Genomic DNA, 17,329 nt, shown 5'->3' with positions numbered 1-17,329 from the left:
ACGGGGACGGATAACAGATGTATGAACGAAGTCGATTTTCTAGTCATCGGATCCGGCTCCGGTTTGGATGTCGCGAACGCAGCAGCCAACCGAGGCCAGTCAGTTGCAGTCGTAGAGAAAGGACCGCTCGGTGGGACGTGTCTCAACCGTGGGTGCATCCCGTCCAAGATGCTGCTCTACCATGCAGACGTATTCGAGACGATCGAGAGTGCCGGCGCGTTCCACATTGACGCAGAAATAACTGATGTGGACTTCGCGGAGATGGTTCGCGAGGTCAACGAGGACGTGAGTGGCGACGCCGACTCTATCCGGAAGGGGCTCCGTTCCTCCGCGCAACACGATCTCTACGAGGGCGAAGGCCGATTCGTCGACGAGCGAACGGTCGAAATCGTCAGTGGCGAGGACGAAGGAGCCCGAATTCGAGCCGAGACAGTGCTGATCGCTGCCGGGACACGGCCGGCAATCCCCGATATCGACGGGATCGACGACGTGGACTACCTCACCAGCACCGAAGCGTTGCAGTTGGAAACCCCACCGGACCACCTCGTGATCGTCGGAGGCGGCTACATCGCAGCCGAGCTCGGTCACTTCTTCGGCACGTTCGGGAGCGACGTGACGATTATCGGGCGACGACCGAATCTCCTCCCGGAAGCCGACGAGGAGGTCGCCAAAGCGTTCACTGAGCGATACGCCGAGCGGTTCACTATCCACACCGGACATGCAGCGACAGCTGCCTCAGAGAGTGATGGTTCAGTGACTGTCGAAGCCCACCCTTACGAGTACGGAGACGACGGCGGGATACGCGGAGACGAATCAGTGACCGTAACCGGGGACGCGCTACTCGTGGCCGCTGGCCGTACTCCGAACACCGATCTACTCGATCTCGACGCAGCAGGGGTCGAAACCGACGAGCGAGGCTTCGTCGAAACCGACGAGTATCTCCGGACGACCGCTGAGGGAGTCTGGGCACTGGGTGACATCGTCGGCGAGTATCTCCTGAAGCACAGCGCGAACCACGAAGCCCAGGCCGTCGCTCGAAATCTCTTCGGCGACGACCTCAAGCCAGTCGACTACACTGCGATGCCCTTCGCTGTGTTCGCGTCACCAGAAGTCGCGGGGGTAGGTGCACACGAATCTGAACTTCAGGAAGCCGGCACGGAGTATGCGACGCGAACCTATCGGTACGACCAGACAGCACGTGGAAGTGCAATGAAAGCCGACGGCTTCGTCAAGGTCATCATCGACTTGGAGGGCGAAATCCTCGGCTGTCATATCATCGGACCCGAAGCCTCCGATCTCATCCAGGAGGTCGTCGTCGCGATGAAAGCCGGGACGGGGACAGTCACGGATATTCGCGAATCCATCCACATCCATCCTGCACTCTCCGAGGTGGTTCAGCGAGCGTTCTCGGGACAGTTCTCCCAAGGAGGTCACTCACACTGATTTTGCCAGGGTCCCCGCTTGTCTGTCCGGGCGTCAGTATGGCGGCCTCATAAGTGCGGTATACTGGGAGTCCTCGCATTGATCAGTGAGTGGAAGGTCGGTCACACCCGTGTGCTTCAGTTGCACAGTTGCTCAAGACATAACCAGCAGTCGCTCCTCGGTGCGGTTGGAATGTTAGTAGTCCATGCGGCGTTTCCGATCGCTGCGGAACATCGTGAGAGAGCGACCGAATTGGTTCGAGAACTAGCTGAGAATTCACGGGAGGAGGAGGGAATCATCGAATATCGAGTCGCGGTCGACGTGGACGACGAGAATCTCTTCCGGTTCTTCGAACAGTATGAGGACGAGGCAGCGTTCGGAGCCCACGCTGAGTCCGACCACTTCGAGCAGTTCGAGGCTGAACTACCGGAGTTACTTGCAGGAGAGCCAGCCGTAACCCGCTTCGAAGTCGAATCGGCCACGGACATCGAACTCTGACCCAGGACACGAAGTAAAACTATCCCACACAGCATTATCCCCAACAGAGAGAACGTTCTACTTTGGGTGAGCGGTGTCGCGGTTCTGTCGCCTCTCCTTGTGTTTGTATTTTGCACTCCCAAGACAGCGCTATATCGGAGCGAATACTCTCCTCAGATATGCACAATGTGAGCGTTGAAAAGGTGATTTCAGCCCCGGCGACAGACGTATGGACTGCACTCGACGAGTTCGGTCGCGTCTCCGAGTACAATCCACACGTTGCGACGTCGAAGATCATAGACGGCCCGGAGACTGGTGTCGGTGCGACCCGCGAGTGCGTATTCGAGGATGGTGGCCGTATCGAAGAGAAGATTATCGAATACAGTCCAGGATCGGAGTACACTGTGGAATTCATCGATGTCGGCAGTATGCCTCTGAAGCAGAATCGGGTCCAGATCCGCGTTGAGGAACGTGGTGATACGGCTGCAGCGGTCACGATGGCCGCCACGTTCGAACCCAAGTACGGATTTCTCGGGACGATAATGGCGAAAGTGATGATGGAGTCCCGATTCCGGAAAACGTTCGAGGAAGTCCTCAATGGCCTGGAAGCGTACGTCCTCAAGCGAGAGGACGTTACAGAGGAAGGCCGAACCGATGTCGCTTATGAGTAATCAGTCCCCCTACCAATGGATAGTGTATCCTGAGACGGCAGCTCAGAGCGAATTTTGCTGCCGTTGGTCTCGGCGAATAGCAGGAGGTATATAAATCACGTTCGCAAGCGTATCCTCGTTGCACGGCCGCAGACGGATTATATCTTCGGAGACTGTTCTAGCTGATGCAATGACAAAAGCAGCAGTTGTGATTCTCGCTGGAACCGAGGGACACGCGAACTTGGGTCGAATCGTTAACGGTCTCGAGACGGCGAAGGAGTTCGCAGAGACCGACGGAGACGAACTAGAGCTCATCTTCGACGGAGCAGGAACTCAGTGGATCCCTGAACTCGAAGATCCGGACAGTGACCAGCACGAACTCTACCAGGCGGTCAAAGATGATGCGTCCGCGTGTGATTTCTGCTCCGGAGCGTTCGGTGTCGACGATGCAGTGAACGACTCCGGCGTAGTTCGGCTCGACGACCACGACGGGCACCCCAGTATCCGTTCGCTCGTCGACGACGGCTACGAAATCATCACGTTCTGACGTTCGGAACAGCTAATCCCATCTCAGAATCAGTATACGAGTATTATCCAGGGTGAGTCTTGTCGCCCTGGTCCATGTCGCTCTTACGCGAACACGCTTGGTCGGTTGTTGTATAATAGAGTCATCCTCGCAGCCTGAAAGTGGAGCGGGGTCATCCGCGGCCGCCAGCCAGTGCAGTTGCCTCAGGAAGCCGTCGGAGCCACAGCATTGCAACAGTCCCGACAAACGGTCCGATGACTAGTGGCGCAAAGGCCCACTGCCAGCCGACGGCATCGGCAATAATCGGTGTGACTTGGATCGACCCCACCGTGAGTAGAAATCCGATGGCAGTCTGGAGCGTCAGGGCTGACCCGACGTAACTGTCCTCGGCGAGTTCGGAGACGGCCGCCGAGAACTGCGCGGAGTCGGCGACAATAACGAACCCCCAGATCAACAGGAAGGGGATGAGGATGAGCAGGGGCCCACCAAACACGAAGCCGGCACCGATACAGGCTGTGCCGCTGACGATCATACTTCCGCTCGTGACGGTTGTCCGTCCGATACGATCTGCGAACACACCGGCGACGACGGCACCGATACCCCCTACTGCAATAGTTCCGAATGCGAGCAGCGCAGCGAGTGTCGGTGCCGGGTCGCCGCTGGTAGCGAAACTTGCAGCCAAATAGACGGGAATCCACGCCCAGACGGCGTATAATTCCCACATGTGACCGAAATATCCGAGATTGGCGAGCATCGTTCCGCGGTCACCGAGCATCCGCCGAACGGCTCCGGGATCGAACGGTGCTGCCGGAGCTTGATAGGGGCCTGGACGCACAAAGAGAACGAGCACACCACTGACTGCTGCGAGCCCAGCCGCACCAAGTAAGACGAGTCGCGGACGACCGACACCACCGATCGCCCGAAGCAGATGCGGCATCGCCGACCCGATCGTGAGTGCACCGACAAGCGTGCCGATAGCGAACCCGCGGCCTTCCCGAAACCAGCCAGCCATGATTTTCATGCCTGTCGGGTACACACCGGCCAGTGCGATACCGGTGAGAAACCGTAACAGAACGGCCGGGATGAACGACGACACGGCAAGGGCGATAAGGGCAGTCGCTCCCACACCGATGGCGGCTGAGACAGCAAACAGGTACCGCGGCGGAATCGTATCCGACAGGGTGAGTGTCGCAGAAAGCACGGCACCGACGACGAATCCGAGTTGCACCGCGTTCGTCAACCATGCCGTCTCAGCGCTCGAAAGATCCCAGAGCGCCGCGAGTTCCGGCCCAACCGCTGATGCACTGAACCAGAGCGTCATCGCCAGCAGTTCGGCAACAGCAAGAATGAGGAGGACACGGTAGCGACTTGATTTCGGCTGTTCCTGCTCCTGTGACTCCGTATCCATTATGTTGGTGTACTAATCAGCGTAAATAAAAACCCACGGAGGGGTTCGGATGTATTGCACACCGCAGCGCGTATTATATATAGAAGACATCTGTACCTACGCTAGGAAAATGGCTGAAGATCAGGATCGTGATGACCCTCCGAGTGACCGTTCGGCGAGGACGTCCGCAGCCCCGGATTCATCTCCTGAAGAGCGTTATCGCAAGATTTTCCAATATAACAACGACGCAGTGATGGTCGTTGACCTGGAGACCGAATCCTTTCTCGATGTCAATCCCGCAGCCTGCGACCTGCTCGGATACTCCCGCGAGGAACTCCTCTCGATGCATCCGGAGGATATTCATCCAAATGACGTCGAGCGCGTCCGAAAGGAGTTCATCTCTCAAGTCTACCAGGAAGGATCAGGCTTCACCGACGACCTGACTTGTCTCACCAAGGACGGCGAAGAGGTTCCGACCGAAATCTCCGGAGCCGCACTCGACGCCGGAGAAGATGGAACCGACCCGACCCAGATGATCGCGATGCTCCGTGACATCTCCGACCGCGTCGAACACCGTCGAGACCTCGAAGAGAAGATCGAACGGCTAGATCGATTCGCCAGTATCGTTTCACACGACCTGAAGAACCCGCTCTCGATCATCAACGGCCATGTGACCCTTGCCCGGGAGAATGGCGATCCCGAACACTTCGACGCCATCGAGGACGCCGTAGACCGGATGGACGAGATGTTGTCTGAACTCTTGCAGCTTACCAGGGAAGGACACCTCGTCGGCGAGAGAACGGACATCGAGTTGGAGCCCCTGGCACGAGAGGTCTGGATCGACTGTGAACTCGACCCAGCGACTCTCGAAATCAAGTCATCGAGGACACTTTACGCGGATCGGGACCGCCTCCACGAACTCTTTGCAAACCTCTTCGAGAACGCACACACTCACGGTGGGGAGACGGTTACTGTCCGTGTCGGAACGCTCGACAGAGACGATCGTAACGGGTTCTACGTGGAAGATGACGGCGAAGGGATCCCAGCAGACGAACAAGATACCGTATTCGAGTGGGGACATACAACGACCAGTGACGGAACTGGCTTCGGCCTCGCTATCGTCGCCGAGATCGCCGAGGCGCACGGCTGGGAAATTACTGTCTATGATGCCGAAGCAGGGGGAACTCGCTTCGAGATCGAAGTCTCCTAACCTCGAGCGAGGGAGAACGGGACTTCACTCAGCAAACAGTATATAAATACTGCGGGTAGATGGAACGCGTCTCAACGCCCACAGCGTCATTAAGCCTGTTCTCCAAGCTCTACAAAGACATGGCTGATAGCTCTTCCCCGAACACGCCACACGGAGACACGACGTGGTACAAAGCTCTTTCACCTGGTGAACTACCAGAAGGTCGAGTCAAGGCTGTTAGCTGTGGCGATACGACCGTGGCTGTAACCCATTATGACGGTGAGTATGCTGCTCTCGACAACAACTGTCCGCATCAGGGCGGACCCCTCGGTGAGGGATCCATCGAGACAGGATATCTCCGATGTCCGTGGCACGGGTGGGACTTCGACCCGCTGACCGGCGAGACACCCGGTCCACACGACGACTGCGTCCAGACGTTCCCGGTCGAGGAACGCGAGGACGGAATCTACGTCGGATTTCCGGAAGAAGAACCTCACGAGCGAACGGTCTCCGACGTCATCGCCGAGACGCTGGTCAACTGGGGCGTCCGACAGGTCTGGGGGATCGTGGGTCACTCGAATCTCGGCCTCGCCGACGCGCTCCGCCGTGAGGCCGACCAGGGAAACCTCGCGTACTACGGCGTTCGGCACGAGGGCGCCGGCGCGTTCGCCGCCTCGGCATACGGAAAACTCACCGGGCGTCCGGCGGCCTGTTTCTCCATCGCAGGCCCCGGTGCGACGAACATGCTCACGGGCCTGTGGGACGCCAACGTCGACCGCTCGCCGACGATCGCCCTCACGGGGCAGGTCGAGTCGCAAGTCCTCGGGACGGGGAACTTCCAGGAAGTCGACCTCGAAGCCGCCTACGGCGACGTCGCCGAGTTTGAGGCGACCGTCCTGCCGGACAGCCAGCACGCTGAACTCGCGACCCGAGCGGCCAAAACCGCCATCCTCGAACGCGGTGTCTCGCACCTGATCTTCCCGGACGAGATACAAACGCAGTCCGCCGAGGGTGTCGAGCCCGGCGACCCCGAGGGGCGCATCACGGAACGCGACATCAGCCCGCCCGAGGACGCAGTTCAAGATGCGGTGGACCTGCTCGAAACCGCCGAGCGTCCGGTCATCATCGCTGGCCACGGCGCTCGCTTCGAGATGGACGGCATCGTCGACCTCGCCGAACGGTTCGACTGTCCGGTGCTGACGACGTTCAAGGGCAAAGGACAGATTCCCGACTCCCACCCACTCGCGGGGGGCGTCCTCGGCCGGAGCGGAACGCCGATCGCGAGTCACTTCATGAACGAGGCGGATCTGCTGGCCGTCTTCGGCGCGAGCTTCTCGAATCACACGGGCATTGCCGAGTACAAGCCGATAATCCACGTCGACTACGATGCGATGACGCTGGGCAAGTTCCACAGCATCGATGTTCCAGTGTGGGGCGAGATCGGCGTCACTGTAGACGAGCTCATTGACCGAATTGAGGGCGTCGAGGCAGAGAGCCAGCGCGAAGAACTCGCCGATCGGTGGGAGATCTGGCGCGAGGAGAAGGCAACTCGACGCGCCGGGACGCCCGAGCGTGGCGTCAACTACGCCACCGCCTTCGAAGCGATGACCCGACTCGTCCCTGACGACGCCATCATTCCCGTCGACGTCGGGAACAACACCTATGCGTTCGGCCGGTATTTCGAACCGGAACACCAGTCCGTGCTCATGTCCGGCTATCTCGGGTCGATCGGCTTCGCGTTCCCGGCGGCCCTTGGGGCGTGGGCAGCCACGCAGGAACCCGAGTCACAGTTTGCCGGCCGGAAGGTCGTCTCGGTGTCCAGCGATGGCGGGTTCGGCCAGTACATGAGCGAGTTCACGACCGCCGTCAAGTACGACATGGATATCACGCACGTCCTGTTGAACGACGACGAACTCGGGAAGATCAGCAAGGAGCAGCGTACGGGCGGGTGGGACGTCTGGCAGACCGACCTCGTGAACCCGGAGTTCGCCGCATTCGCGGAGAACTGTGGCGGACACGGCCTCTTCGTCGACGACCCGGACGACCTCGACGAGGCGCTCGAAACCGCGATCGACCACGATGGCCCCGCACTCGTCGAAATACTCACTGACTCGGACCCCATCTGAGCGATCGTATGGTCGTGACTGAAACTTCCATCGGGGCGAACGCGTGAGCGGGTTCACATCGCTGCTACTCAGCGTCCTTGGAGTATTCGCGCTGGCGTTGGTCGTCCGATTGGTGGTCCGCAACCAGGATCGGGTCGCGTTTGCGAGTGCGCTTGTCTTCATCGGCGTGGTCGTCTCGGCAGTGGGACTCTCCTTTGACCTCCCGCTCACCGACGACCTGATCCTGACAATCTTTTTGCCGACGATAATTTTCCACGGGACGACGACGATCGACGTCCAAGAACTGTGGCGAAACACGAGCCTAATTGTGGTTCTCACGGTCATTGGACTCCCACTTGCGGTCGTGATTCTCGGCGTGGTCGGCTCGGTTGCGTTCGGATTTCCGTTGCTTGTCGCGCTGCTGTTCGCGACGATCATTCTCCCGACCGACCCTGCCGCAGTGCTGTCGATCTTCGACGAGCTCGACGTCGCCGAACAGCTCGCGGTCACCATCGAAGGCGAGAGCCTCCTCAACGATGGCGTCGCGATCGTGATTTTCTCCGCGGTGGTCGCCGCCTTCGAAGCCTCCGGATCGGTCGCGGCGCTTGCGACACCGCGTTCTCTCGTCGGCATCGCCGGCGACATCGCCCTCGTCGGTGGTGGAGGGCTCGTCCTGGGCATGGTTGTCGGCTACCTCGCCCACATCGCGATGCGCCAGCTCGACGACAGGATGAGCATCCTCCTGCTCACCGTGCTGGTCACCTACGGGAGCTTTCTGCTCGCCGAACACTTCCTCGGAGTGAGTGGGATTCTCGCGGTTGTGGGTGCGGGACTGTTGATGGGTGCACACGAGGAGACCCACCACAAGATGAGCACGAGCGAGTCCCACGTCCAGGAACTCTGGACGACCGCGGCCTTTCTCGTCACGACGATGCTGTACGTCCTCATCGGTGCCGAAATCCGGATCGATGCGTTCATCGAGAACGCCGGACTCGTGGTCTCGGCCGCTATTCTCGTTGTCGTCGTCCGCGCGGCCACGATTTACCCACTGGTCACAGGAACCAATCTCATACGCGGCCAGCCGGTTCCCCTGTACTGCCAGCACGTGATGGTCTGGGGCGGTCTGCATACCGTCGTGCCGGTCGCGCTGGTGTTGTCGCTCCCGCAGGGGTTTCCGTTCCGCGAGCAACTGCAGGTGATGGTGTTCGGCGTCGCCGTGATCAGCATCGTCGTCCAGGGGCTGTTGATGCCGCCCGTCCTGACGCGGCTTGGGCTGGGCGATTCGAGCGGCGGGTGACGCAGTTACCTCGTCACGCGGCGGCCGAGCGAGAAGACGAAGACGGCAGTCAGAAACGCGCCCGCGAGTCCCTCCGATGCAGCTACGAAACGGCCGGCATCGCCAGCCGGATGGACGTCCCCGAGTCCGAGTGTCGCGAACGTCACGACGCTGAAGTAGAGCCCATCGAACGCGGCGAGCAGACCGTGAGTGCCGTAGCGCACCACCTCCTCGCCCGCAACGAGTCCGCCGACTGCCGGGTACAAGAGTGCGCTGCTCACGATGACCCCCAGCGCAAGTGCAAGCGTCCGCTGTGGTCGCTCGCCGTAGCCGGCGACCAGATCGAGAAATCCGTTCGTGGCCCAGCGCAGCGCCGCGTCCGCGCGATGTGTCAGTGAGTGCTCGGAAGCCCGGGCGTGGGCGGCGTAGCGCCGGCGACGGTATCGCAACTCGCGGACAAAGAACATCGACGCTGTCTCGCTGTCGCCCGTCCCCGTCGCCCCCTGTTTTCCTTCGAGATATGTGTGTTCCAGTCCCTCAATGCTATCCGCCGCCGCGGGGGTCCCGACGTACTCGTGGAGCCGCCAGCGGTTCGAACGCAACACCTCACGGTAGGACGCGAAGGGGAACCCGTCGAACCGCGTTCGGTAGAATCGGTATCGGTCGAAGGTGTCCGGTTCGCAGTCGAGATCCACGTCACCGAGGGTGACATCTGTAAGGTCGTAGCAGGCGACAGCATCCTCCGGTTGGTCGAGCCGTCCTGCTGAGACGGTCGCGTCTTGGAGATGGCACGTCAGGTCGCTGCTGGGACGGACACGAAGCAGGTCGAACGTCCCTTCCGAGAGATCGAGCGTCCCGTCGGCATCGTCGAGACAGACGCCTTCGAATATCGCACGGGTGCCGTCCGCACCGACGAACTCGGCACCCTCCTCGAACGTCGTGGACACGAACTGCACAGTTCCAAAGGTGAGGTTGGGAAAGTGTGCCGAGCCGGCGACAGTGACGTCGTCGAAACCTAGCCATCCAGCCACGTCGCAGGCAGCGAACTCCACGCTGCCGTCGAACCGGACATTGCTGATCTGAAAACTGCGTTCAAACGACCCACGGCGAGACCGAAGACAGGTCAATGGTTCTGACGCCGTCCCGAACACTGTGTCGTCGATTGTGACGTCCATCTCGAAGGTCGCCGTAGTGGTGTCCAGGTGCGATATGTGACAGTCTCTGATGTGGACCGGGTGTCGAACGACCGCCCCGGACAGATCGAGCCTCCCGTCGACTGTGACGTCACAGAATATAATACGCCCGACATCGCTCCCGTCGACGACGAGCGCGGAGAGATCCAGTTCGTCGAGCTGGATGTCGACGTACTCTCGACGAGCAGGGTCGTCCGCGTCGACGTCCGCGAGGAATGCCGACCGCAACGTCGACGAGGTGATGTCCGCCGCCACGCGCTCCTCGGGCGTGAGGTGGAACACGCACCGGTCGTGGTCGGCGGCCACCGACCGCGGACAGCGTCGCTCCGATCCGTCCACGGTGTACCGAACGGTACAGCAGGTCACGTTACTCCCCTCGCGTGCCAGCCTCGACGCGTGTTCGGAGGAGCCCGTCGTCGGGGCGGTGTATCGTTCATATCCATGTCAGCGGGAGGGGGACTGAAGGAAGTCGAGTCGAACGGACGCAGTCGACCGCAGGACGCTCGCCACCAGCACCACCAGCGAGAGCGACAGGAGGACGATTCCGAATCCCAGGGGGAGCCCGATTGGATCCGGGCCCAAGACGCTCCCGAGCGTCAGTGCGAGGCCGAACACCCCGAGGTAGCTTCCGAGGAGAAACAGCGGCACGACGCTGTAGGGGCCATCAGTGTAGGCGTACACGCCGGCGAGCACGCCGGCGGCCGGGAGCACGACGAAGTAGACGACTGTCGCGACTCCATTAGTCGCGGCGTCCAACCCACTCACCGGGTCCCGGTAGAGTACGAAGAGGACCACCAGGAATCCGGCCACGAGTGCAGCGCCGCCGATTTCGTTTGTGTCCATACAGTGATAACCCTCAACGGGGACGGAGTAGTTGCTCCGGTCTGTGTCTCTCGAGTTACTCCTGGGCGCGCTCCATCGCGTAGCTCAGCCGGTGGGGCATGAGGCTCAGCGCGCGGACGATGGCCACCAAAGCGATGAAGATGCCCAGGAGGATGTGGCCGATGCCGCCGAGTTTGAGCCACAGCAGCGTCGAGGGCCACTTGTGGATCGAAGCGAGTGCGCCGTTGACCGCGGCGCCGCGGGTCCCGCCGCTCCCGCCGGCGAGGCTCGTGTCGGTGTACGTGCTGAAGAAGTTCTCCAGTAGCGGGTGGAACTCGGTCAGCTCGAAGAACAGTGCCGCGCCGACCAGCAGGTATCCTACGGCGGCGAAGACGGCACCGACCATGAGCATCTTCTTGATCGAGCCGACGGTCGATTCTATCTCGTCGATTGGTTGACGGTCCGGGTAATCGGATGCCATACACCCTCATTCACCCCCCTAATAGATAGGAGCACCGCGGCCGTGGAACTCGCTTACACGGACACATGGACGTTCTAATACTTCCGGATGAAACGTCAGCGCGACCAGAGACAATATGCCGTCAATAGCCCGACTACCGATCTCACGGGGTGACGTGATTGTGCATCGAAATCGAACAAATCCGTCCGACGCAACCGACAGACACCGGTCCCGAACACGGGCCGTGCAGCGGATCGGACAGTCAATCCGGACTCGGACGAACAGAGTGTGGAACCGATGAGTCACTCCGACGAGCAGGCAGCAGAACAGGTCGCCGTCTGGAGTGACCTCCCCGACCGAGAGCCGACGCATGCCCGCGTCGAGGGCATCGATCTCGTCGTCATTCGGTACGGCGACGAGGTGTCGGTTCTGTATGGCCGCTGTCTGCATCGCGGGGTACTCCTCGGTGACGGCCACGTCGAGGGACACAACCTCATCTGCGGCGTCCACGGCTGGGATTATCGGTACGATACGGGCGTCAGCGAGTATGACAACTCGGAAGTTCTCGAGAAATTCACAGCGTGGGTCGACAAGGAGGAGGACGCCGTCTTCGTCGACGCGTCAGAAGTTACGGCCTGGGCGGAAGAGAATCCACAGCCGTACGATCCGCCCGAAGCTGGAGACGGCGACGACGGGGCAATGCAGGGAGCTACCGACGACATCGACGGCGGCTCGGTCGACCCCGAGTTCTACGGCGAGCCCGATTACGACAAAGAGCCGTACACACACTACATCCAGAGCCTCGCCCAGAAGGGACCCGAGGGAATCGGTGAACACGGGGACGTTTCGGCGATGGGCGTTCCGCGCTCAGAGCTCCCGTCCTGGGACGACCTGCAGATCCTGACTGCCCAGCTCGCCCGGACGCCGCTCGACGACGAGGCAGCCGTCGATACGGGGCTGGTGATCGGTCCGAACGCAGAGAACCCACTGCACCTCGATATCCCGATCTTCGTGAGCGACATGAGCTTTGGCGCGCTCAGTGAGGAAGCGAAGATCGCAATCTCGAAAGGCGCAGACCAGGCAGGTACGGGCATCTGTTCCGGTGAAGGCGGCATGTTACCCGAGGAGCAGGAAGCGAACTCCCGGTACTTCTACGAGTACGCGACAGGGAAATTCGGCTGGGACATCGACCTCGTCGAACGGGTCCAGGCGTTCCACTTCAAAGCCGGACAGGGTGCAAAAACGGGGACCGGCGGCCACCTCCCCGGCGAAAAAGTACAGGGACGAATCGCCGAGGTCCGCGATCTCGAACCGGGAACGGACGCCGTGAGTCCCTCGCGCTTCCAAGATTTGGAAACGCCCAAGGATTTCGCCGAGATGGCCGACCGGGTGCGCGACGTCGGTGGTGGCATCCCGATCGGGTTCAAACTCTCCGCCCAGCATGTCGAGGAGGATATTGACTTCGCGCTGGATGCTGGTGCCGACTATCTCATCCTCGACGGGCGCGGGGGTGGTACTGGCGCGGCACCAGACGTATTCAAAAACAATATCTCGGTCCCGACGATGGCCGCTCTTGCCCGGGCACGTCGCCACTTAGACGGACGCAACCGGTCGGACGTGACGCTCATCGCGACGGGTGGCCTCCGGACGGAGTCGGATTTCATCAAGGCGATGGCGCTCGGAGCGGACGGCGTCGCCGTCGCGAACTCGGCGATGCAAGCAATCGGCTGTCTCGGGATGCGAGCCTGTGACTCGAACAATTGTCCCGTTGGGATCGCTACCCAGCGGGAAGACCTCAGAAACCGTCTCGTCATCGACTCGGCTGCCGACGGTCTACAGAACTTCTTCGAAGCGACAGTCGAACTGATGAAGGTGATGGCTCGTGCTTGTGGACACGACAGTCTCTCCGGGTTCGAGTGTCGTGATCTAACGACCTGGAAAAAAGATATCGCCGACCTGACCGGCGTCGAATATGCGGGGGTTACGGAACCGTGAGACCGACGTCCAAACGCTTGAATTCCCGGCATGAACAGAAATCAAATAATGCGAGTGGGTGGCCGTCCAGCTATCCTGTGGGTACTGCTGGCGGTGCTTGGCCAGCTGGCGGTCCGTGCCGTAATCGGCGGTGTGGCATTGCTGATGGCCCCCTCCGGAGAGATTGTCGGACTCTCGTCGGTTCCACTCGACAGGACGCCGTTCGGGGACTTCCTGGTCCCAGGCATCATCCTCTTCGTGGTGTTCGGACTCGTCCCGGCAGTCGTGTGCTACGCGCTCTACACGCGACGCCGATGGGGGTGGACTTCGAGCGTCGGCGTCGCCGTTGCAATGCTAATCTGGGTACTCGTGGAGGTGGCTGCCGGCTTCGATCGGCCGACGATCTATCTGAACCTCGCAACCGCCGGAGCGATCGTAGTGCTTGCTGTTCACCCAGCAGTCCGCCAAGACAGATCGGACGCCAAGCGGTCGTGATAGAGGCAAACCTACCGGAAATACGCGGAGTCACCACCGATTGAACATGGATATAGAACTCATTACAGTGGCTGCAGTGGCAGAGAACGGCGTTATCGGCCGGGACGGCGAGATCCCGTGGCCGAGCATCCCAGCCGACAAGCAACAGTACAGAGATCGGATCGCGGATTCACCCGTAATCCTCGGGCGAGTCACGTTCGACTCAATGCGTGACGACCTCCCGGGGACCGCACAAATCGTGTTGAGCCGGTCGGAATCGGCGTTCGATGTCGAATCGGCGCACCATGTGTCGGGCATCGACGATGCGATCGCGACAGTCGAATCGCTCGGGAGCGACCATGCCTATGTCATCGGCGGAGCGGGCATCTACGACCTCTTCCAGCCGGCTATCGACCGAATGATACTCAGCCGGATTCCCGGCGAGTACGACGGGGACACGTATTTTCCGGACTGGGAGACCAATGACTGGACCCTCGTGGACCGCACCCCCTATGACGAGTTCACCCTCGAAGAGTGGGTTCGAGAACAAAGCTAACACTCCGGATACCAACGATGGATACGTCCGATCTGCCCGCGGCCGTTGCCGAATACCTCTCCGAGAATCGTACGGAACTGTTCGAGTTCACCGAGACCATCGTCGGATACGACACCCAGAACCCACCCGGACGAACTGTCGATATCGTCGAATGGGTCGAAACCACGCTCGAGGAATCGGCGTTGTCCGTCGAGCGTTTTGAAGTCGACCCTGAAAAGCCGAATCTCATCGCCACGCTTCCCGGACAGACCGACCGCACGCTGTGTTTCAACGGCCATCTCGATACCGTTCCGTTCGACGAGGGCGATTGGTCGTACGAACCGCTCGGGGAGCGAGACGGCGAACGCCTCTACGGACGCGGGACGACCGATATGAAAGGGGCTGTCGCCGCGATGTTGCAGGTCGCACTCGCGTACGCTCGGACCGAGACGGAGCCGCCAGTGACACTCCAGTTCGCGTTCGTGAGCGACGAGGAGACAGGCGGTGACGCCGGCCTCACGACGCTGTTAGAGACGACAGAGTTCGACCCCGACGCCTGTGTCGTGGGTGAAACTACCTCCCGGAACGGACGATACTCCATCTCGGTGGCCGATCGCGGGAACATCTGGCTCACGCTCGAAGCGTCCGGGACGGCTGCCCACGGCTCGCGACCGATGATCGGGGAGAACGCGATCGATCGCCTGACTACGGCAGTCGAGCAGTTACGAAACGAGTTCGGGCAACGGGAACTCTCGGTCGATTCAGCGATGGACGAGATCATCGGGGAGTCCGTCGACTTCTACGAACCGGAAGCCGGAGCTGAGGCCACCCGCACCTTGTACCGGTATCCGACGATCAATCTCGGCATCATCGAGGGTGGAACGGCGATCAACACGGTCCCGGCCTCGGCATGCGCGAGAGTCGATATTCGATTGACGGCCGGTGTCGACACCAGAGACGCGCTCAGTGGGATCCGGAACTGCTTGGCCGGGATGGACGGCATCGAGATCACCGATATCTCGTGGACCCGTGGGTCGTACGAGCCGCTCGGGAGTCCGATCGTCGAAGCGAGCGCGCGAGCAGCCGACCACGTCGTCGACGACCAAGTCTACCGGCGGAGCGGTACCGGTGGCGGTGACGCCAAAGTGCTTCGGCACGAGGGGATTCCAACGGTCGAGTTCGGCTTCGGAACCCAGACAGCGCACGGAACTGATGAATACACAACGACCGAGGCCCTGGTTCGAAACGCTATCAGCTACGGAACACTCCCAGTCCTCTACGAGCAATTCACGAGTACTGACGGATGATTGCAGCTATCGGGGGGACGACAGTTGCGCTGATGACGCTCGTTATTCTGATCGCCGGAACGACGAATGGACTGGCTGGCTTCGGATTCGCCCTCGTCGGAACAATGGCGCTTGCAACAGTGATCGATCCGGCGACGGCAGTCGTGTTCATGATTATCCCCATTCTCGCGGTGAATCTTTCGCTGGTACGTGATCTCTCCCGGGAAGAGCTTCGAACCTGTAGTCGACGGTTTGGACCACTCATTGGTGCAGCACTGGTCGGCACAGTTGTCGGGATGGCCGTCCTCAGTAGTATTCCGACCGGCCCCCTGCGTGTCGGCCTCGGAGTATTGACGCTCGGCTTCGTCGCGACCGCTCAGCGACGGATCCCCCTCCCAGAGTGGTCGTCAGGTGGGATCGGTACGTTCGCTCAAACGCGAGTTGGGATGCTCGGTGTCGGCGGCATTTCGGGACTGTTGTTCGGCGGGACGAACGTCGGTGTACAGCTCATCGCGTATCTTCGGAGCTTCGACCTCTCACACGGATTATTCGTCGGCATCGTCGCGCTCGTATTCCTGGGACTCAACGGAATCCGCGTTGGTGTGGCGGGGCTGTTCGGGCTATATCCGAGCGGAATTGTTCTGTTCGCCTCCGTCGCCGCTGCCATCCCGGCCGTCATCGGAGTCGCAGTCGGGAAGCGCCTTCGAATCACCGCCAGCGAGCGCTCTCGCAGACTCGTCGTGCTGGGACTGCTTACCGTGGTTGGAATCCGTCTGGTAGGCGGCGGCGCCGGAATACTGTGAATAGCGATGTCAGTATTTCAGTCCAGATCCGCTTCAAGCGAATAGATACGCTGCCTGGCATCCATAAACGAGATACGCGACTTGACGAGCCCGTTCTCTTCGAGTTGGGTGAGTGCATAGCGAACGGTTCGCGCTGGAAGAAGTGTCGAGTCGGCGAGCTCCGACTGCGTACTATCGCCCACATATTCGAGTGTTTTCGCGACGAGTTTTGCACTCGGCGGGAGGTCGTGGAGGGCAGTCGAAGGTGCTTGAGTGGACAAAGACGACTGGTCTGGCATCAATATCAGAGAATGGGATGGAATCATCTTAACCGACTACCGGAGATGCAACGCGGTTACACAACCGTTCGTTGGTCATCGATCACTCGTCCGTCGAGGCCCACTCCAAGAGGGGTTCGAGCCGAGTTCTCACCTCGCCCCCGTCGTCGGTCAGCGAGTATTCGACACGGGGTGGAATCTCGTTATACTGAGTCCGAGAGACCAGTCCGGCCTCCTCGAATTCATCGAGCCGTTTCGAGATGGTCGAGGTACTGGCGCTCGAGAGGTGCTTCTCGATCGCCCCAAACCGGAGTGACTCGTGAGCGCCAATGATGCTAATCAACTGCATCGCATATTTCTGGCTGAGCGTGTCGATGACACCGGTCAGCGGACAGTAGCACGTTCCGTCGACATCGCACGTAGGGGCGGGTGATGATGTTGAATCTGCCATAGCTTCGTGGCCTCCGACCTACTCCATAGCTTTGGACTCCAC

Annotated in this window: 18 protein-coding genes; 12 read left to right on the top strand and 6 right to left on the bottom strand. The window is 60.5% G+C overall.

The features are described 5' to 3' along the window. Nucleotides 1-21 precede the first annotated feature (21 nt). The 4 genes from OB916_RS08445 to OB916_RS08430 all read left to right on the top strand — a co-directional run bounded on the left by OB916_RS08445 (nt 22) and on the right by OB916_RS08430 (nt 3,096). Complete coding sequence (locus tag OB916_RS08445; RefSeq protein ID WP_315908854.1) at nt 22-1,443, top strand: dihydrolipoyl dehydrogenase; 1,422 nt, start codon at nt 22-24, stop codon at nt 1,441-1,443. Between the two features lie 78 nt (nt 1,444-1,521). Continuing rightward, nucleotides 1,522-1,920, top strand: a complete 399-nt coding sequence (locus OB916_RS08440; RefSeq protein WP_315908853.1) for a putative quinol monooxygenase — start codon at nt 1,522-1,524, stop codon at nt 1,918-1,920. A 158-nt stretch (nt 1,921-2,078) separates the two neighbouring features. Next, complete coding sequence (locus tag OB916_RS08435) at nt 2,079-2,570, top strand: SRPBCC family protein (protein WP_315908852.1); 492 nt, start codon at nt 2,079-2,081, stop codon at nt 2,568-2,570. A 169-nt stretch (nt 2,571-2,739) separates the two neighbouring features. After that, nucleotides 2,740-3,096: a hypothetical protein gene (locus OB916_RS08430; protein ID WP_390884067.1), complete on the top strand. Its 357-nt coding sequence runs from the start codon at nt 2,740-2,742 to the stop codon at nt 3,094-3,096. Between the two features lie 151 nt (nt 3,097-3,247). Here the strand turns inward: OB916_RS08430 and OB916_RS08425 are convergent, their stop codons facing one another. Next, nucleotides 3,248-4,483, bottom strand: coding sequence for an MFS transporter (locus tag OB916_RS08425; protein WP_315908850.1), 1,236 nt, complete (start codon nt 4,481-4,483; stop codon nt 3,248-3,250). Nucleotides 4,484-4,592: 109 nt separating this feature from the next. Here OB916_RS08425 and OB916_RS08420 point away from each other — a divergent pair, with 109 nt between their 5' ends. From OB916_RS08420 to OB916_RS08410, 3 genes are all read left to right on the top strand, one after another. Continuing rightward, the gene (locus OB916_RS08420; protein WP_315910556.1) at nt 4,593-5,672 is read left to right on the top strand and encodes a two-component system sensor histidine kinase NtrB; all 1,080 of its coding nucleotides are present in this window, start codon (nt 4,593-4,595) and stop codon (nt 5,670-5,672) included. Nucleotides 5,673-5,791: 119 nt separating this feature from the next. Beyond that, nucleotides 5,792-7,777, top strand: coding sequence for a thiamine pyrophosphate-binding protein (locus OB916_RS08415; protein ID WP_315910557.1), 1,986 nt, complete (start codon nt 5,792-5,794; stop codon nt 7,775-7,777). A 43-nt stretch (nt 7,778-7,820) separates the two neighbouring features. Further along, on the top strand, nt 7,821-9,053 hold the full coding sequence (locus OB916_RS08410) for a cation:proton antiporter (protein WP_315908847.1): 1,233 nt from the start codon (nt 7,821-7,823) through the stop codon (nt 9,051-9,053). Between the two features lie 5 nt (nt 9,054-9,058). On the opposite strand, the gene OB916_RS08405 is transcribed toward OB916_RS08410, so the two are convergent. The 3 genes from OB916_RS08405 to OB916_RS08395 all read right to left on the bottom strand — a co-directional run bounded on the left by OB916_RS08405 (nt 9,059) and on the right by OB916_RS08395 (nt 11,528). Beyond that, complete coding sequence (locus OB916_RS08405) at nt 9,059-10,591, bottom strand: potassium channel family protein (protein WP_315908846.1); 1,533 nt, start codon at nt 10,589-10,591, stop codon at nt 9,059-9,061. 78 nt (nt 10,592-10,669) lie between these two features. After that, nucleotides 10,670-11,068 carry a hypothetical protein gene (locus OB916_RS08400; protein WP_315908845.1) on the bottom strand — a complete coding sequence of 133 codons (399 nt, stop codon included), beginning with the start codon at nt 11,066-11,068 and terminating at the stop codon, nt 10,670-10,672. Between the two features lie 55 nt (nt 11,069-11,123). After that, the gene (locus tag OB916_RS08395; RefSeq protein WP_315908844.1) at nt 11,124-11,528 is read right to left on the bottom strand and encodes a hypothetical protein; all 405 of its coding nucleotides are present in this window, start codon (nt 11,526-11,528) and stop codon (nt 11,124-11,126) included. Nucleotides 11,529-11,804: 276 nt separating this feature from the next. Here OB916_RS08395 and OB916_RS08390 point away from each other — a divergent pair, with 276 nt between their 5' ends. Genes OB916_RS08390 through OB916_RS08370 form a run of 5 tightly spaced genes read left to right on the top strand, consistent with a single transcriptional unit; the run spans nt 11,805 to nt 16,579 of the window. Next, entirely contained in the window at nt 11,805-13,502 is a 1,698-nt protein-coding gene (locus tag OB916_RS08390; protein WP_315908843.1) for a glutamate synthase-related protein, read from the top strand. 48 nt (nt 13,503-13,550) lie between these two features. Further along, a complete protein-coding gene (locus tag OB916_RS08385) occupies nt 13,551-13,976 on the top strand; it encodes a hypothetical protein (protein ID WP_315908842.1) in 426 nt (141 codons plus the stop codon). 52 nt (nt 13,977-14,028) lie between these two features. Further along, nucleotides 14,029-14,511, top strand: a complete 483-nt coding sequence (locus OB916_RS08380; RefSeq protein ID WP_390884066.1) for a dihydrofolate reductase — start codon at nt 14,029-14,031, stop codon at nt 14,509-14,511. A gap of 17 nt (nt 14,512-14,528) precedes the next feature. Next, nucleotides 14,529-15,797, top strand: a complete 1,269-nt coding sequence (locus OB916_RS08375; protein WP_315908840.1) for a M20 family metallopeptidase — start codon at nt 14,529-14,531, stop codon at nt 15,795-15,797. Then, complete coding sequence (locus tag OB916_RS08370) at nt 15,794-16,579, top strand: sulfite exporter TauE/SafE family protein (RefSeq protein ID WP_315908839.1); 786 nt, start codon at nt 15,794-15,796, stop codon at nt 16,577-16,579. Before OB916_RS08375 ends, OB916_RS08370 begins: the two co-directional genes overlap by 4 nt. Before the next feature lie 17 nt (nt 16,580-16,596). On the opposite strand, the gene OB916_RS08365 is transcribed toward OB916_RS08370, so the two are convergent. Both OB916_RS08365 and OB916_RS08360 read right to left on the bottom strand, forming a co-directional pair. Beyond that, the gene (locus tag OB916_RS08365; RefSeq protein ID WP_315908838.1) at nt 16,597-16,857 is read right to left on the bottom strand and encodes a MarR family transcriptional regulator; all 261 of its coding nucleotides are present in this window, start codon (nt 16,855-16,857) and stop codon (nt 16,597-16,599) included. Between the two features lie 82 nt (nt 16,858-16,939). Further along, nucleotides 16,940-17,287 (bottom strand): winged helix-turn-helix transcriptional regulator, encoded by a 348-nt coding sequence (locus OB916_RS08360; protein ID WP_315908837.1) that lies wholly within the window; start codon nt 17,285-17,287, stop codon nt 16,940-16,942. Nucleotides 17,288-17,329: the final 42 nt, after the last annotated feature.

The sequence above is a fragment of the Halapricum hydrolyticum genome (assembly GCF_025517535.1).
In the GTDB taxonomy this organism is placed as follows: Archaea; Halobacteriota; Halobacteria; order Halobacteriales; family Haloarculaceae; genus Halapricum; species Halapricum hydrolyticum.
The sequence above is the reverse complement of the archived record's forward strand: the minus strand, read 5'-3'. Positions and strand labels throughout refer to the sequence as shown.

Bases quoted from the DNA above. Each gene is read 5' to 3' on its own strand.
- OB916_RS08445 (WP_315908854.1), top strand. From the start codon at position 22: ATGAACGAAGTCGATTTTCTAGTCATCGGATCCGGCTCCGGTTTGGAT.
- OB916_RS08435 (WP_315908852.1), top strand. From the start codon at position 2,079: ATGCACAATGTGAGCGTTGAAAAGGTGATTTCAGCCCCGGCGACAGAC.
- OB916_RS08430 (WP_390884067.1), top strand. From the start codon at position 2,740: ATGACAAAAGCAGCAGTTGTGATTCTCGCTGGAACCGAGGGACACGCG.
- OB916_RS08425 (WP_315908850.1), bottom strand. From the start codon at position 4,483: ATGGATACGGAGTCACAGGAGCAGGAACAGCCGAAATCAAGTCGCTAC.
- OB916_RS08420 (WP_315910556.1), top strand. From the start codon at position 4,593: ATGGCTGAAGATCAGGATCGTGATGACCCTCCGAGTGACCGTTCGGCG.
- OB916_RS08415 (WP_315910557.1), top strand. From the start codon at position 5,792: ATGGCTGATAGCTCTTCCCCGAACACGCCACACGGAGACACGACGTGG.
- OB916_RS08400 (WP_315908845.1), bottom strand. From the start codon at position 11,068: ATGGACACAAACGAAATCGGCGGCGCTGCACTCGTGGCCGGATTCCTG.
- OB916_RS08395 (WP_315908844.1), bottom strand. From the start codon at position 11,528: ATGGCATCCGATTACCCGGACCGTCAACCAATCGACGAGATAGAATCG.
- OB916_RS08390 (WP_315908843.1), top strand. From the start codon at position 11,805: ATGAGTCACTCCGACGAGCAGGCAGCAGAACAGGTCGCCGTCTGGAGT.
- OB916_RS08385 (WP_315908842.1), top strand. From the start codon at position 13,551: ATGCGAGTGGGTGGCCGTCCAGCTATCCTGTGGGTACTGCTGGCGGTG.
- OB916_RS08375 (WP_315908840.1), top strand. From the start codon at position 14,529: ATGGATACGTCCGATCTGCCCGCGGCCGTTGCCGAATACCTCTCCGAG.
- OB916_RS08370 (WP_315908839.1), top strand. From the start codon at position 15,794: ATGATTGCAGCTATCGGGGGGACGACAGTTGCGCTGATGACGCTCGTT.
- OB916_RS08365 (WP_315908838.1), bottom strand. From the start codon at position 16,857: ATGCCAGACCAGTCGTCTTTGTCCACTCAAGCACCTTCGACTGCCCTC.
- OB916_RS08360 (WP_315908837.1), bottom strand. From the start codon at position 17,287: ATGGCAGATTCAACATCATCACCCGCCCCTACGTGCGATGTCGACGGA.